This window comes from Chitinophagaceae bacterium C216 (assembly GCA_028485475.2).
GTDB lineage: Bacteria > Bacteroidota > Bacteroidia > Chitinophagales > Chitinophagaceae > Niabella > Niabella composti.
Map to the genome: position 1 here is coordinate 2,895,183 of CP144143.1, position 15,043 is coordinate 2,910,225.

Sequence of the window (15,043 nt, forward strand, 5' to 3'; positions counted from 1 at the left end):
AGTCTGCAAATTTCATAAAAAAAACCCGGTATACAAAACCCGGGTTTATCTATAAATATTGTTTCGCTTCGTATTATAGCTGCACTGGTGATGCGGTTTGTCTACCCTGAATACGACCACTCTTCATCAATCCGTCATACTGACGCATCATCAGGTGTGTTTCAATTTGCTGCAATGTATCTAAAATTACAGCTACCATAATCAGCAATGAAGTACCTCCGAAGAACATTGCAAAAGATGTAGTCATACCGGTAAAAAGCAATTGCACAATACCGGGTAATATACCTACAAAAGCAAGCATAATAGAACCGGGAAGAGTAATACGGTCCATAATAGTACCGATATAATCGGTAGTAGGTTGTCCCGGTTTTACGCCCGGAATAAATCCGTTATTCTGCTTAAGGTTATCGGAGATTTGCTTAGGATTAAAGATCAATGCAGTGTACAGGAAAGTAAATCCGATTACCACTACAGAGTAGATTATCATATACCAAATATTGGTATGATCGGTAAACATTCTACCCAGAGAGCTGTTAGGATTACCCATTGTAAACAATGTAGGTACGAACAGAATAGCCTGAGCAAAGATAATGGGCATTACACCTGCCGCATTCACTTTCAAAGGCAAAAACTGACGGGCTCCGCCAAACTGACGGTTACCTACAATTTGCTTAGCATAGTTAACCGGTACTTTTCTTACTGCCTGTATCAACAGGATACAACCCATGTTGATAAGGATATACAGCGCAATTTCAATAATAAATATGAGGATATCTCCGGTACGCTCAGAACGGATAGCCAGTTCCTGAGCAAAAGATTGCGGTAAGCGTGCCAGGATACCGATCATAATGATCAATGAAGTACCATTACCCAAACCTTTATCAGTAATTTTCTCACCCAGCCACATTACGAACAATGTACCTGCGGTAAGAATAACTACAGTAGTAAGAGTAAAGTAGGTAGCGCCGTAGGAAGGAATAATTGCTGCGCCTGAAGTCTGACGCAGGTAAGCCACGTACGCAAAAGCTTGTACCATGGTTACAACCACAGTAATGTAGCGAGTAATCTGGTTAATCTTTTTACGTCCGCTTTCACCTTCCTTCTGCATTTTCTGGAAGCTAGGAACCAAAACGGTCATTAGCTGCACGAAAATGGAGGCTGTGATATAAGGCATAATCCCCAATGCAAAGATGGAAGCCATGTTAAAAGCTCCACCGGCAAATGTATTAATCAGGTCCAAAATACCATTCTGAGCCTGAGATTTGCTAAGCTGCTCCAGAGCAATAGGATTAATACCAGGCAATGGAATAAAAGAGCCAATCCTGTATACAGCTGTAAGGAGTAGAGTGAAAAGAATTTTACTTCTTAACTCTTCAATGCTCCAAATATTCTTAAGGGTTTGTATAAATTTTTTCACCTGATTTTCTCTTAGTTAGACTTACACAATCGTCAAAATTAAATGACGCACCGCAGTGCGTCAAATAAATTTTCTTTCGAAGAATTTACTTTATAATTTCTACAGTTCCGCCTGCTGCTTCTACCAGGGATTTAGCTTTAGCACTTATGGCATGAACTTTAAAAGTGTACTTACCTTTAATTTCTCCGTTACCCAATACTTTTACTCTATCGTGTTTTCCTACAGCACCAATATTATATAGGGTGTCAAAAGTAAATTCGTTTAATCCGTACACTTCAGCGAAGTGATCAAATTGGCCTACGTTAAACACTTTGTAAGTTACACGGTCAGGGTTATTAAATCCTCTTTTCGGAACACGACGCTGGATAGGCATCTGGCCACCTTCGTGAGCCATTTTACGCTTATAACCAGCACGGCTTTGTCCACCTTTATTACCTTTGGTAGAAGTACCACCGTAACCACTACCTTCTCCGCGACCTATTCTTTTTTCTTTGTGCGTTGCACCTTTTGCAGGTTTTAATTCGTGTAATTTCATCTCAATTGCTTTTTGTTACTTACGCCTCAAGCAGAGGCTCGCTTTAAAAAATATTCCGTGTAATAATAGGAACTTTTATGCTAAAATTCCTATTCCTTGTTCAAAAAATTAGATTTCTTCCACCTTCAGCATGTGTTCTACCTTACGAATCATTCCGAGAACCTGCGGTGTAGCTTCTACCTCTTTACTGCTGTTGGTTTTAGTTAAGCCCAAAGCCTCTAAGGTAAGCTTTTGCTTTTGAGGACGATCGATCGGGCTTTTTACTAATGTTATTTTTAATTTTTTCATATCAAAATATGTTTAAAGTTTAAAGTCTGATGTTTAAAGTACAAGCGAAAAGATTCATCACTTTAAACATAAACATTAAACTTATTAACCCTGAAATACTTTCTTTAAACTAACGTTGCGAGTTTTTGCGACAGTTACAGGCTCACGCAACATAGCTAAAGCTTTAAAAGTAGCTTTTACCACATTGTGTGGGTTCGCAGATCCCATTGATTTTGCTAATACGTCATGGATACCTGCAGCCTCTAATACAGCACGCATAGAACCTCCTGCAATTACTCCGGTACCTGGAGATGCTGGTAATATCATTACTTTAGCAGCCCCTTCTTTACACCATTGATCGTGAGGAATGGTACCTTTGAGAATAGGTACTTTAATGAGGTTCTTTTTGGCATCCTCGATGCCTTTAGCAATAGCTTCCTGTACTTCTTTGGCTTTTCCTAAACCGTGTCCCACAACGCCGTTACCATCGCCCACAACTACTAAAGCCGAAAAGCTGAAAGCACGGCCACCTTTTGTGGTTTTTACCACACGGTTAATAGCTACCACCTTGTCTTTTAACTCAAGATCGTTTGCCTTTACTCTGTTGAACGTAACTTTTGACATTATATCTAATTATAATTTTATTAAAATTGAAGGCCACCTTCTCTAGCTCCGTCGGCTACTGCTTTTACACGACCGTGATACAAATAGCCGCCTCTATCAAATACAATTTGATTGATATTTAGCTCGAGTGCTTTACGTGCGATTGCAGCTCCCACCAGCTTACTTTTCTCAATTTTAGTACCCTTTTGTGCCGCAATATCTTTATCTCTTGAAGAAGCTGCTGCTAGCGTAACACCTTTAGTGTCATCAATCAGCTGCACGTAAATATCTTTGTTACTGCGAAATACAGATAATCTCGGCTTTTGAGCTGTTCCACTCACTTTAGCGCGAATGGTCCGACGAATTTTGTTTCTTCTTAATAATTTAGCGTTTGCCATTTTTTATATTTTTTTCCTGATACTGCCAGGATTAAAAAGTTTGCAATTTAATTATAATACTTTACCGATTATTTACCCGCTGACTTACCGGCTTTTCTTCTTACTACCTCACCTACAAAGCGGATACCTTTTCCTTTATAAGGCTCTGGCTTGCGTAGACTGCGAATTTTAGCACATACTTCACCCACCAATTGTTTATCGCAACCAGAAATAGTAATAATCGGGTTCTGACCTTTCACCTGTTCTGTAGATACTTTCAATTCATCAGGAACAACAATGACGATATTATGAGAATAACCTAAAGCCAGATCCAATACGTTTCCCTGGTTAGTAGCCCTGTAACCTACCCCCACCAGCTCCAGTTTTCTTTCAAAACCTTCGGTTACGCCTTGTACCATATTTGCAATCAAAGCGCGGTACAGACCATGCTGCGCTTTGTGCTGAATTTGATCGGAAGGACGGCTCAATGAAATCTGACCGTCTTTTACTTCTACTTTGATATCAGGGTTAACGGCCTGTTTCAATTCGCCCTTTTTACCTTTTACAGTAACTACATTATCACTGCTCACCTGTACGGTTACTCCTTCCGGAAGTGTAATAACTTTTTTACCTATACGAGACATCTTTTAAATTTTTATGCCCTTTTCGCTAAAGGCGGGGCAAGTTAAAGATTTATATTAAAAAAACTTTTATCAACCGGTCAGCCTGTATAGGACGGGCTTAATGTATTGATAAAAGGTTGGATTTCCTTAGTATATGTAGCAAAGAACTTCTCCACCTACATTTTGAGCTTTCGCTTCTTTATCGGTCATCACGCCTTTGGAAGTAGATAAAATAGCGATACCCAAACCGTTTTTCACCCTGCGAAGTTCAGAAGGCTTGGCGTATTGGCGCAAACCGGGGCGGCTTACTCTTTCCAGGCTTTGAATAGCAGGTTGCTTAGTATCGGCATCGTACTTCAATGCTATTTTGATAATACCTTGCTTGTTATCATCCTCAAATTTGTATTTAAGGATATAACCTTGCTTGTATAAGATTTCTGTAATACGTTTTTTCAAATTGGATGCAGGCACTTCCACGATGCGGTGCCCAGCCATTTGAGCATTACGTATTCTTGTTAAGAAATCTGCTATAGGATCTGTTACCATAATCTCTTTAAGATTGTCGATTTAATATTTATTTTTCTCGTCCGCAAATATTAAATAGGACCTATTCAATATTTGATGTCAATTACCAACTTGCTTTCTTCAGCCCTGGAATTTTTCCGTTCAGAGCCATTTCTCTAAGGGCAACCCTGGAGATTCCGAAGAAGCGTACATACCCTTTAGGACGGCCTGTAAGCTGGCAACGGTTTTTTAAACGCACTTTGGATGAGTTTTTAGGTAATTTATCCAAAGCGGCATAATCACCGGCTTTTTTCAACTCTTCTCTTTTAGCCGCGTATTTTTCAACTAATTTTTCTCTTTTTAGCTGACGGGCTATTACTGAAGTTTTTGCCATTGTATATATTCAGTTTTTAAAATGATTATTACGCTGTTCTTTTAATATTTCTGAAAGGCATTCCCAGCTCTTTTAACAGCTCGTATGCCTCTTCGTCGGTTTGCGCAGTTGTCACAAAGGTGATATCCATCCCTGTAATTTTATTTACTTTATCGATGTCGATTTCAGGGAAGATGATTTGTTCGGTTACACCCATTGTGTAGTTACCTCTACCGTCGAAAGATTTCTCGCTGACGCCTTTAAAGTCGCGTACACGTGGAAGAGCAATTGAAATCAATCTGTCCAAAAATTCGTACATTTTCTCTCCACGTAGAGTTACCTTAGCACCGATAGGCATGTTTTTGCGGAGCTTAAAGTTGGAGACATCTTTTTTAGACAGTGTTACAACAGCTTTCTGACCGGTGATGGTTGTTAATTCCTCCACCGCTATGTCCACAAGCTTTTTATCGGTAACAGCGCCGTTCACCCCACGGTTTATGCAAATTTTTTCCAGCTTAGGAGCCTGCATTACACTTTTGTAAGCAAACTTTTTAACCAAAGCAGGTACTACTTCATTTTTATACTTTGCTGCCAGCCTTGGGATATATGTTTTTGTGCTCATGATCTTCACTTATTTTGATCGCTAAAAAGATTAAAGTTTCTCGCCTGATTTTTTAGATACGCGGGCGGTTTTTCCGTTTTCGCGCACACGTTTTACTCTGGTTGGCGCTTTAGCTTTTGGATCCCACAACATTACATTGCTAATGTGGATAGGCGCTTCCTTCTTAATAATGCCCCCTCTTGTATTTTGTGCAGAAGGTTTGGTATGGCGGGTTTTAATATTTACACCCTCCACCACAACTTTTCCTTCGTCAACCAATACTTCCTTTACAAGGCGGGGTTTGCTTCTGTCCTTATCAGCCCCAGCAATCACCACCACTTGGTCGCCTTTCTTAATGTTGTACTTGGGTCTAAATCTGTTACTCATGTTATTATGCTTAATGCTTAATGCCCCATGCTTAAAGCCTGGTGCTATTTAATATATTTATTGCTTACGACTTCGGAGTTTACGTCTGGCATGTATTAAAGCACTTCAGGTGCTAATGATACAATCTTCATATATCCTTTATCGCGCAGCTCTCTTGCTACCGGACCGAATATACGAGTACCTCTGGGTTCGTCTGCTGCGTTCAGAATTACCACAGCATTGTCATCAAATCTGATGTACGAACCGTCTTTGCGACGTAATTTGTTGGTAGTACGTACGATTACTGCCTTTGCAACAGTACCTTTTTTAATACCACCTGCAGGCATTGCATCTTTAACGGTAACTACTATTTTATCGCCTATTTTTGCATAACGCTGGCCGCTGTTGCCCAATACACGAATACAAAGCACTTCCTTAGCGCCGCTGTTATCTGCTACATTTAACCTGCTTTCTTGCTGTATCATTTTACTTTGATTTGAAGATATATAATTTGAAAATTTGAAAACCTGCTAAGAGAGCTGACGCGAGAACACCCCTCTTCCACCTTTCAAATTTTACTTTACTCTTTCAATGATTTCTACCAGTCTCCAACGTTTCAATTTACTCAGCGGACGCGTTTCCATAATTTTTACCACATCACCAATGCTGCACTCATTCTTTTCGTCATGAGCATGGAACTTGGTAGTTTTTTTCACGAACTTACCGTAAATAGGGTGCTTCACTTTTCTCTCTACAGCAACAGTAATGGTTTTCTCCATTTTATTGCTGGTAACAACACCTATTCTTGTTTTTCTTAGTTTTCTTTCAGACATTGTAAACTATTTGTCATTTATTGTTTATGCTTGCTCAACAGCTTTTTTCTGGTTGATCAAAGTTTTGATACGTGCGATATCACGACGCAAACTGCGGATAGACATCGGGTTTTCAAGCGGAGTGATTGCATGGGCGAACTCCAGCTTTTTTAAGCGCTGCTTAGACTGCTCCAATTGTACTTGTAAGTCTTCTAAGCTCAACCCTCTGACGCTATCTAAAAATTCTTTTTTCTTTGACATGACTTAAAATTTGAATGGCGAATTAATTAGTTATCAAATCTCTGCGCACAGTAAACTTGGTTTTTATAGGAAGTTTACCTGAAGCTAATTGTAAAGCTCTGCGCGCCACTTCTTCACTAACACCATCCACTTCGAATATGATACGACCTGGTTTTACTACTGCTGCCCAGTGATCTAAGTTACCTTTACCTTTACCCATACGTACCTCGGCAGGTTTTCTAGTAATAGGTTTATCTGGGAATATGCGAATCCAAACAGTACCCTCCCTTTTCATGCTACGAGTCAGTGCCTGACGGGCAGCTTCTATCTGACGGTCGGTAATCCAGTGAGAGTCTAACGCTTTTAAAGCATAGGAACCAAAAGATATGGTGGTACCTCTTTTCGCAAGGCCTTTCATGCGGCCTTTCTGCATCTTCCTGTGCTTTGTTCTCTTTGGTTGTAACATATAATTTTAGATTTTAGTATTTGGTATTTCGACTCTAATTACCGAAATAACCAGGTCTTAATACTTCAATACTGAATACTCAATATTTTTAGTTTTTTCTTTCTCTTGCGCCACGGCGTTCTCTTCTGTCATCACGACGATCTCTACGATCTCCTTTTTCACCTGCGATAAAGTTAGGATTCAGATCTCTCTTCGATAACACTTCGCCTTTACATATCCATACTTTAATACCGATTTTACCATATACGGTTTGAGCAAACACATTGGCGTAATCGATATCCATACGCAGCGTATGCAGCGGAACGCGACCTTGTTTAAACTCTTCACTACGCGCAATTTCTGCACCGTTCAGACGACCACTTACTTTTACTTTGATACCTTCGGCACCCATACGCAGTGCTGAAGCGATGGCCATTTTAACCGCACGCTTAAAGTTGATACGGTTTTCGATCTGACGGGCTATGGTATCCGCAACGATCATCGCATCGGTTTCCGGACGACGAATCTCAAGAATGTTGATTTGTACATCATCATTACCGGTCAACTTTTTCAGCTCTTCTTTAATTCTATCTACTTCACCTCCACCTTTACCGATGATAATGCCCGGCTTTGATGTATGTATGGTAATAATTAATTTTCCTAAAGTTCTTTCAATAACAATCTTAGAAATACCACCTTTATTAATACGGGCATTCAGGTATGTTCTGATCTTGTTATCTTCAATTAATTTAGAAGCAAAATCTTTTTTACTTCCATACCAATTAGATTCCCATCCGCGGATGATACCTAACCTGTTACCAATTGGATTTACTTTTTGACCCATATTTATTGGTTATGCGTTTTTAGTTTCTTTTGTCTTTTTAGGTGCAGCAGCTTTAGCTTTTTTTGCATCCTTATTATCGTCTTCTTTCACATCAACAATGATGGTAACATGGTTGCTGCGTTTACGAATGCGGTAACCACGACCCTGTGGCGCAGGACGCATACGCTTTAAAGTTCTGCCACCATCTACATAGATAGTTTTTACTATCAATCCAGATTCATCGCCTCCTTCGTTAGTCTGCTTCCAGTTGTTGATAGCATTTAAAACCAGCTTACGTAAAGGAACTGAAGAATGCTTGGGATTGTGCTCCAGTTCAGCCAGTACCCAATCTACCCTTTTACCGCGAATAAGGTCTGCCAGCAGCCTCATTTTGCGGGGCGATGTCGGATAATTTCTAAGTTTTGCTACTGCTTCCATTTTTTAATTTTCAGGTTTCAGATCTCAGGTTGGAGGTTTTATGCCCTATACCTTGTTCTTACTTCGTTTTATTATTCATTGTAGTATGCGTTCCTGCTTCACGGCTCCGATTCACCAACACATACTTCAATTTTTTATTAATTATCTATTTCCAGAGTGACCTTTGAATTGACGTGTTGGTGCAAACTCTCCTAATTTGTGGCCTACCATAAATTCTGTTACATACACCGGAATGAATTTGTTTCCGTTGTGAACAGCAAAAGTGTGCCCTACGAAATCAGGAGTTATAGTAGAACGACGACTCCAGGTTTTAATTACTGCTTTTTTGGCTTTTCCTTCGTTGATGGCTAACACTTTTTTCTCTAAGTGTGTAGCTACATAAGGACCTTTTTTAATTGAACGAGCCATATCTTAATTTCTCTGATTATTAATTTTATTTGCCAATTACTTAGCCAGCTTGCTTCCGTCTCTGCGCTGGATGATTAATTTATCGCTAGGTTTACCCACTTTTCTGGTCTTAGCTCCTTTAGCGTATTTACCGCTGCGGCTACGTGGGTGTCCACCAGAAGCACGACCTTCACCACCACCCATCGGGTGATCTACTGGGTTCATCGCAACACCACGGGTTCTTGGTCTAATACCTCTCCATCTATTTCTACCGGCTTTACCCATGCTTTGCAGTGAGTGGTCGCTGTTGCTTACTACCCCAACAGTTGCATAGCAGTCGATCAGCACTTTCCTCAACTCGCCAGAAGGCATTTTTAATACTGCATATTTTTCTTCCTTGTTGGTAAGTTGCGCAGAAGATCCTGCACTACGAACCATTTTACCACCGGTGTTAGGGTTTAACTCAATATTGTGTACGTTAGTACCTAAAGGTATATTTCTTAACGGAAGTGCATTTCCGATTTCAGGTGCTACGTTTTCACCGCTGATGATTTTAGCACCTACTGTGAGGCCTTGAGGAGCGATGATGTAACGTTTTTCACCATCAGTATATTGAACTAAAGCGATAAATGCTGTACGGTTGGGATCGTACTCGATAGAAAGTACGGTTGCCTCGATATCGCGTTTATCTCTTCTGAAATCAACGATACGATATTTTCTCTTGTGACCGCCGCCTCTATACCTCATGGTAAGGTGACCCGAAGAGTTACGTCCGCCAGTGCTTTTTAAAGGCTCCAACAAAGACTTTTCGGGCTTGTTGGTAGTGATTTCAGCAAAAGCGTTCCCGATTCTCCAACGGGTACCGGCTGTCATCGGTTTAAATTTCTTTACTGCCATCTTTTTTTCTTCTATTCGTTTTATTTACTACAACACTTCGCGGCGGTTGATTGCCTTACTTGTTATTATTGTTGATAGATTTTACTTTATTCTAAACTATCTAACTTTTAGGACCTATTACAGATTAGCGTACAGATCGATTTCTTCACCCTCCGCTACAGTCACATACGCTTTTTTGTAAGAAGGTTTACGACCCTGAATAAAACCGGCCTTAGTATAGCGGGTTTTACTTTTAGCAGGAACGATGATAGTCTTTACGCTTGTTACGGTAACACCATAAAAACTTTCAACAGCCTTTTTAATTTCCAGCTTATTGGATCTTTTATCTACCTTAAAAGCATAACGACGCAGTTTTTCCTGCTGATTATTTGCCTTTTCGGTCAAAATTGGTTTTATTAATACTTGAGAAGGATTCATCTTCTTTTAATTTGGTATTTAGTAATTCTTAAGCTTCTACCGGTACTTCCTCTTCTGTAAATATTTTTGCAGCACTTTCAGTAAGTACCAAAACGTCTGCATTTACGATATCGTAAGTATTCAACTCGCTCAGGGAAACACCCAAAACAGAAGGTATGTTACGTAAAGACAACTCAACGTTTACCTCAGGCTCAGCAGAAACGAACAATGTTTTTTTGTTGTCTACATTCAGCGCTTTCAGCACGCTTACGAAACTTTTTGTTTTAGGAGCCTCAAACTTCGGATCTTCAACTACAACAATTGCGTTGTCTTTAGCTTTATAAGAAAGGGCAGAAATTTTTGCCAAATCTTTCACCTTCTTGTTCAGCTTGAAGCTGTAGTCGCGAGGCTGAGGACCGAAGATAGCACCACCACCTTTATATAAAGGATTACGAATATTACCTTTACGGCTTCCTCCGGTACCTTTTTGCTTATGCAGCTTTTTGCTAGAACCTTTTACTTCCGAACGGCCTTTTACTTTGTGGGTGCCTTGGCGCTGTGCAGCTAAAAATTGCTTAACGGCAAGGTAGATCACATGATCATTAGGCTCAATGCCAAATATATCATCGGGCAACTCTACTGAACGGCCGGTACCCTTACCTTGTATATTTAAAACTTCAACTTGCATTTTCTTAGATTTATGAATTAAGGTTTGGGTTAAAATTAATTTTGAATGAGAACTATCGAACCAATGTGACCGGGAACCGATCCGCTAACTAGGATATAGTTCTTCTCGGGAAATACTTTCAATACTTTTAACCCTTTCACTTTCACTCTATCACCTCCCATGCGTCCTGCCATGCGCATGCCTTTCATTACACGGCTGGCATCAGAAGAGTTACCCAGAGAACCAGGTGCTCTTTCACGATCGTGCTGTCCGTGAGATTGCTCACCCACACCAGCAAAACCATGACGTTTTACTACACCTTGGAAACCTTTACCCTTAGTTGTGCCAATAACGCTCACCTTCTCTCCTTCGGAGAAAATGTCAGCAGTGACGATGTCGCCAAGGGACTTTTCTATTGCAAAATCACGAAACTCTTTGGAAAATCTTTTTGGTGTGGTGTTGGCCTTAGCAAAGTGGTTTTTCTCGGCTTGGTTAGCGCGGCTTTCTTTCTTTTCACCAAATGACAGTTGTAATGCGTTGTAACCGTCTGTCTCAATCGTTTTAACCTGTGTTACTACACAGGGACCCGCCTCTATAATCGTGCAGGCAACTTGTTTACCTGTAGGATCGTAGATGCTGGTCATCCCTAATTTTTTCCCAATAATACCTTTCATCATTTTAAGTTTTACGCCTTCAGGATTATTGGGACTTAAAGCATGATGATGCTTTTATCGATCCCACCCCGGAAACCGGGACTTCCTGCCAACCTTTTCCTTTCTGGGGAAGTACTGGCAGTAAACAAACCCTGAACGGCTTGTTTTATATGTTAACTCCAACCACCGGTTGGAAATTTATTACTCAGAGCTCTTTTCCCCTGCCTATGCAGAGTTGAGAGAATGAATTCAGTTAATTTAATTTTAATTATAAGAACTAAAAGCGCTGCCTTAAGCAGCTAAAAGCTTATGCTTTAATCTCTACTTCAACACCGCTAGGCAGATCCAATTTTGACAAAGCATCTACAGTGCGGGAAGAAGATGTATAGATATCTAATAATCTTTTGTGTGTAGCTAACTGAAACTGCTCGCGACTCTTCTTATTAACGTGAGGAGAACGCAATACAGTAAAGATTCTACGATGTGTAGGCAGCGGAATAGGACCTGTTACTACAGCACCGGTGCTACGCACAGTTTTTACAATTTTTTCTGCCGATTTATCAACCAGGTTATGATCGAATGATTGTAATTTTATTCTGATTCTTTGCGACATTGTTAGAAACCCATTTTTAAATTGGGAGTGCAAATGTACGGCGAAGGTTTTGAATAAACTAATTTTTTAAAAATATTTTTATAAGATTTTTAGCTTATCCTCTCTCCTGCATGCTTATTACTAATGAATTACATTACGATACACCTACGCAACATCCCGATTTGAATGATAAAATAATTTTATAAAAATTTAAAAATCAATTAATTATGATTTTTAATTAAAAGTAGCACACCATTTATAAGTAAAGAACTTCACTAAATCATTACTGTACCTAAGCCCTCACTCAAAATTCGAACATTTTACATATTTCCCGCCCAAATTCTACCCCTTACACAGGAGCACTATATATATAATATGCATACATCTAATACAACAGAAAAATTGTGCTTTTATTTTATACTATACCCACATTCTTCCTTCGAAATTTTTCACACAGATATTTAGCTTTAGAGAATCTCTAAGAATAAGTTATCTGATCCTCATTTTATAAAGTCATCTTTTACAATTGTTAAATAACCTTTGTGTTCCTTGTTCAAATCCCTATTTTTGAAAAAAATCGTAACAAAATGAAACGTTTATTTCCATTTCTGCTTTTATTGTTAATTGGCTATGGTGCAACGGCACAGCCGGTTCCACGCCCGAAATTGGTGGTGGGAATTGTGGTAGACCAAATGCGTTGGGATTATCTGTACCGTTATTACGATCGCTACGGGAATGATGGTTTTAAAAGAATGTTGAACGAGGGCTTTAGCTGCGAAAACACCTTTATTAGTCACCTTCCTTCATATACAGCTGTGGGACACACCACTGTATATACAGGCTCCGTACCTGCCATTCATGGTATTGCAGGCAATAACTGGATCGAGCAAGCCACAGGTAAAAACATGTACTGTACCGAAGACCCTGACGTAGAACCGGTGGGTAGCAACTCCAAAGCCGGCAAAATGTCGCCCAAAAATCTTTGGACCACAACTATTGCCGACGAATTGCGTCTTGCCACTAATTTTCAATCGAAAGTAATTGGCGTTTCTCTAAAAGATCGCGCCTCTATTCTTCCTGCAGGGAAAAATCCAACCGGGGCTTTCTGGTTTGACGATGCTTCTGGAAAATTTATTACCAGCACTTGGTACATGAAAGAGCTTCCTAAATGGGTGCAAGACTTCAATGCTAAAGACATCCCTTCCAAACTGATTGCTACTCCATGGACCACGCTATATCCCATTCATACTTATAAGCAAAGTACTGCTGATGACGTAAAATGGGAAGGTAAATTTCAGGGAGAAACCGCACCTACTTTCCCTCACGATCTAAAAAAAGTGTATGAGAAGGATAAAAATGTTATTCGCTCTACTCCTTATGGCAATACCCTTACACTGGAGTTTGCCAAAGCTGCTGTGGAAGGTAACAACTTGGGAGGTGGCACCGTAACAGATTTCCTTACCATCAACTGCGCATCTACCGACTATGTGGGTCATAAATTTGGCCCCAACTCTATCGAAGTAGAAGATGTTTATCTGCGCCTCGATAAAGATTTGGGTGAGTTTCTGAAGTTTCTGGACAGAAAAGTGGGAAAAGGTAATTATCTCGTATTTCTGACGGCTGATCACGGAGCGGCTCACGCTATCAACTTCATGAAAGAAAATAAATTACCAGCCGACTTCCTATCTACCAAAAATCTCCTTAATAAGCTGAATGATCTTCTGAAGGAACAGTTTGGCATTGAAAAACTCATCCTTAGCGGAAGTAACTATCAGGTAAACTTCAACTACGCAAAAATTAAAGAACATAATGCCGACTACGAGGCTATAAAAAAAGCAACAATTAAATTCTTGAAGGCAGCCCCAGATCTTCAGTTTGTTATTGATCTGGAAAACGTGGGATCCGAGCCTGTTCCTGAGCCAATTAAACAAATGGCTATTAATGGATACAATCCCAAACGCGGAGGTCCCATTCTTATGGTACCTTTCCCCGGTTGGTTCGAAAGTGCCTATAACAGTACCGGTACTACACATGGTACATGGGGACCTTACGATACACATATTCCGCTGTTATGGTATGGCTGGAAAATTAAGCCCGGTAAGACCAATCGCGAAGTACATATGACAGACATCGCTCCTACCGTGGCAGCTTTATTAAGAATACAAATGCCGAGCGGAAATGTGGGTAAAGTAATCACCGAAATCACCCATCAATAGACTGAGATCAACTTTTCTTGCATTATATAAAAATAGCCTCCTTCGAGGCTATTTTTATTTTATATTCAATTAACCAAATAGCAAAGTCATGTCAGATCAACCTACCCTGGAACAATTATTCCACAAAGCAGTAGCGGAAAGTACCTCCTCTATCAAGGAAAAACCCGATAACCAAACACTGCTAAAATTATATGCTCTATACAAACAAGCTTCGATAGGTGATATTAATATCAATCCTCCCTCCAACCCCTTCGATATTGTGGCCATGGCTAAATATAACGCATGGCAGGAACTGAAGGGCAAAAGCCAAGAAGACGCCATGCGAGAATACATTCAATTAGTAGAACAGCTGAAAGGATAATTATTATCAGTTTCAATTCACAACCTATTCAAGAAAAAAATATTTGTGTAGCCAAATATCTACATATATCTTTGTGTAGATAAATGGCTACATATGAATTTAAGGAGAGATGTATTTCAGGCGATTGCCGATCCTACACGTAGGGCTATATTATTGTTGCTGGCTACCCAATCACTCACCGCAGGAGCCATAGCATCCCATTTTCAGACCGCACGCCCTACTGTTTCCAAACACCTACAAATTCTTACACAATGTAATCTGCTCTATCAGGAGCAAAATGGGCGGGAAATCCACTACCGTCTCAATCCTCACCAAATGAAAGAAGTAGATGAATTTATTGCTCCTTTCAGAAAATTATGGGACGATCGCTTCAACAAACTCGAAGCCATAATGCAAGAACATATGAAAAAACAAAACCCCAACCAATAACCATGAAACTAAAAAACACAG

Annotated in this window: 25 protein-coding genes; 3 read left to right on the forward strand and 22 right to left on the reverse strand. The window is 39.9% G+C overall.

What is annotated here, in order from left to right:
* Positions 1 to 73 precede the first annotated feature (73 nt).
* The 22 genes from secY to rpsJ form a co-directional block, all read right to left on the reverse strand.
* Positions 74 to 1,417, reverse strand: a complete 1,344-nt coding sequence (gene secY, locus PIECOFPK_RS12420) for a preprotein translocase subunit SecY (protein ID WP_330973960.1) — start codon at positions 1,415 to 1,417, stop codon at positions 74 to 76.
* Between the two features lie 85 nt (positions 1,418 to 1,502).
* A complete protein-coding gene (gene rplO / locus PIECOFPK_RS12425) occupies positions 1,503 to 1,952 on the reverse strand; it encodes a 50S ribosomal protein L15 (RefSeq protein WP_330973959.1) in 450 nt (149 codons plus the stop codon).
* Positions 1,953 to 2,060: 108 nt separating this feature from the next.
* Positions 2,061 to 2,240, reverse strand: a complete 180-nt coding sequence (gene rpmD / locus PIECOFPK_RS12430; protein WP_330973958.1) for a 50S ribosomal protein L30 — start codon at positions 2,238 to 2,240, stop codon at positions 2,061 to 2,063.
* Positions 2,241 to 2,324: 84 nt separating this feature from the next.
* The gene (gene rpsE / locus PIECOFPK_RS12435; protein WP_330973957.1) at positions 2,325 to 2,843 is read right to left on the reverse strand and encodes a 30S ribosomal protein S5; all 519 of its coding nucleotides are present in this window, start codon (positions 2,841 to 2,843) and stop codon (positions 2,325 to 2,327) included.
* A 20-nt stretch (positions 2,844 to 2,863) separates the two neighbouring features.
* Entirely contained in the window at positions 2,864 to 3,220 is a 357-nt protein-coding gene (gene rplR / locus PIECOFPK_RS12440; protein WP_330973956.1) for a 50S ribosomal protein L18, read from the reverse strand.
* A gap of 68 nt (positions 3,221 to 3,288) precedes the next feature.
* The gene (rplF, locus tag PIECOFPK_RS12445) at positions 3,289 to 3,843 is read right to left on the reverse strand and encodes a 50S ribosomal protein L6 (protein WP_330973955.1); all 555 of its coding nucleotides are present in this window, start codon (positions 3,841 to 3,843) and stop codon (positions 3,289 to 3,291) included.
* A 126-nt stretch (positions 3,844 to 3,969) separates the two neighbouring features.
* Entirely contained in the window at positions 3,970 to 4,371 is a 402-nt protein-coding gene (rpsH, locus tag PIECOFPK_RS12450; protein ID WP_330974105.1) for a 30S ribosomal protein S8, read from the reverse strand.
* 79 nt (positions 4,372 to 4,450) lie between these two features.
* Entirely contained in the window at positions 4,451 to 4,720 is a 270-nt protein-coding gene (gene rpsN / locus PIECOFPK_RS12455; RefSeq protein WP_330973954.1) for a 30S ribosomal protein S14, read from the reverse strand.
* Between the two features lie 28 nt (positions 4,721 to 4,748).
* Positions 4,749 to 5,303, reverse strand: a complete 555-nt coding sequence (rplE, locus tag PIECOFPK_RS12460; RefSeq protein WP_409966826.1) for a 50S ribosomal protein L5 — start codon at positions 5,301 to 5,303, stop codon at positions 4,749 to 4,751.
* Between the two features lie 48 nt (positions 5,304 to 5,351).
* On the reverse strand, positions 5,352 to 5,687 hold the full coding sequence (gene rplX / locus PIECOFPK_RS12465) for a 50S ribosomal protein L24 (protein WP_409966036.1): 336 nt from the start codon (positions 5,685 to 5,687) through the stop codon (positions 5,352 to 5,354).
* A 95-nt stretch (positions 5,688 to 5,782) separates the two neighbouring features.
* Positions 5,783 to 6,151, reverse strand: a complete 369-nt coding sequence (rplN, locus tag PIECOFPK_RS12470; RefSeq protein ID WP_330973951.1) for a 50S ribosomal protein L14 — start codon at positions 6,149 to 6,151, stop codon at positions 5,783 to 5,785.
* A gap of 90 nt (positions 6,152 to 6,241) precedes the next feature.
* Entirely contained in the window at positions 6,242 to 6,499 is a 258-nt protein-coding gene (rpsQ, locus tag PIECOFPK_RS12475) for a 30S ribosomal protein S17 (protein ID WP_409966037.1), read from the reverse strand.
* Between the two features lie 24 nt (positions 6,500 to 6,523).
* Complete coding sequence (gene rpmC / locus PIECOFPK_RS12480) at positions 6,524 to 6,739, reverse strand: 50S ribosomal protein L29 (protein WP_330973949.1); 216 nt, start codon at positions 6,737 to 6,739, stop codon at positions 6,524 to 6,526.
* A gap of 22 nt (positions 6,740 to 6,761) precedes the next feature.
* Entirely contained in the window at positions 6,762 to 7,184 is a 423-nt protein-coding gene (gene rplP, locus PIECOFPK_RS12485) for a 50S ribosomal protein L16 (protein WP_330973948.1), read from the reverse strand.
* 88 nt (positions 7,185 to 7,272) lie between these two features.
* A complete protein-coding gene (rpsC, locus tag PIECOFPK_RS12490; RefSeq protein ID WP_330973947.1) occupies positions 7,273 to 8,007 on the reverse strand; it encodes a 30S ribosomal protein S3 in 735 nt (244 codons plus the stop codon).
* A 9-nt stretch (positions 8,008 to 8,016) separates the two neighbouring features.
* The gene (gene rplV, locus PIECOFPK_RS12495; protein WP_330973946.1) at positions 8,017 to 8,424 is read right to left on the reverse strand and encodes a 50S ribosomal protein L22; all 408 of its coding nucleotides are present in this window, start codon (positions 8,422 to 8,424) and stop codon (positions 8,017 to 8,019) included.
* A gap of 141 nt (positions 8,425 to 8,565) precedes the next feature.
* Positions 8,566 to 8,832 (reverse strand): 30S ribosomal protein S19, encoded by a 267-nt coding sequence (gene rpsS / locus PIECOFPK_RS12500; RefSeq protein ID WP_330973945.1) that lies wholly within the window; start codon positions 8,830 to 8,832, stop codon positions 8,566 to 8,568.
* Positions 8,833 to 8,868: 36 nt separating this feature from the next.
* Positions 8,869 to 9,708 (reverse strand): 50S ribosomal protein L2, encoded by an 840-nt coding sequence (gene rplB / locus PIECOFPK_RS12505; protein WP_330973944.1) that lies wholly within the window; start codon positions 9,706 to 9,708, stop codon positions 8,869 to 8,871.
* Positions 9,709 to 9,825: 117 nt separating this feature from the next.
* Positions 9,826 to 10,125, reverse strand: coding sequence for a 50S ribosomal protein L23 (gene rplW / locus PIECOFPK_RS12510; protein ID WP_330973943.1), 300 nt, complete (start codon positions 10,123 to 10,125; stop codon positions 9,826 to 9,828).
* Between the two features lie 28 nt (positions 10,126 to 10,153).
* A complete protein-coding gene (gene rplD, locus PIECOFPK_RS12515) occupies positions 10,154 to 10,792 on the reverse strand; it encodes a 50S ribosomal protein L4 (protein WP_330973942.1) in 639 nt (212 codons plus the stop codon).
* 35 nt (positions 10,793 to 10,827) lie between these two features.
* Positions 10,828 to 11,448, reverse strand: coding sequence for a 50S ribosomal protein L3 (gene rplC / locus PIECOFPK_RS12520; protein WP_409966038.1), 621 nt, complete (start codon positions 11,446 to 11,448; stop codon positions 10,828 to 10,830).
* Positions 11,449 to 11,731: 283 nt separating this feature from the next.
* Positions 11,732 to 12,037, reverse strand: a complete 306-nt coding sequence (rpsJ, locus tag PIECOFPK_RS12525; protein WP_330973941.1) for a 30S ribosomal protein S10 — start codon at positions 12,035 to 12,037, stop codon at positions 11,732 to 11,734.
* 566 nt (positions 12,038 to 12,603) lie between these two features.
* On the opposite strand from rpsJ, the gene pafA reads away from it, so the two are divergent.
* The 3 genes from pafA (at position 12,604) to PIECOFPK_RS12540 (ending at position 15,022) form a co-directional block, all read left to right on the forward strand.
* Positions 12,604 to 14,232, forward strand: a complete 1,629-nt coding sequence (pafA, locus tag PIECOFPK_RS12530) for an alkaline phosphatase PafA (RefSeq protein WP_409966039.1) — start codon at positions 12,604 to 12,606, stop codon at positions 14,230 to 14,232.
* Between the two features lie 88 nt (positions 14,233 to 14,320).
* Positions 14,321 to 14,593: an acyl-CoA-binding protein gene (locus PIECOFPK_RS12535; RefSeq protein ID WP_330973939.1), complete on the forward strand. Its 273-nt coding sequence runs from the start codon at positions 14,321 to 14,323 to the stop codon at positions 14,591 to 14,593.
* 93 nt (positions 14,594 to 14,686) lie between these two features.
* Complete coding sequence (locus tag PIECOFPK_RS12540; protein WP_409966040.1) at positions 14,687 to 15,022, forward strand: metalloregulator ArsR/SmtB family transcription factor; 336 nt, start codon at positions 14,687 to 14,689, stop codon at positions 15,020 to 15,022.
* The last annotated feature ends 21 nt before the right edge of the window (positions 15,023 to 15,043 follow it).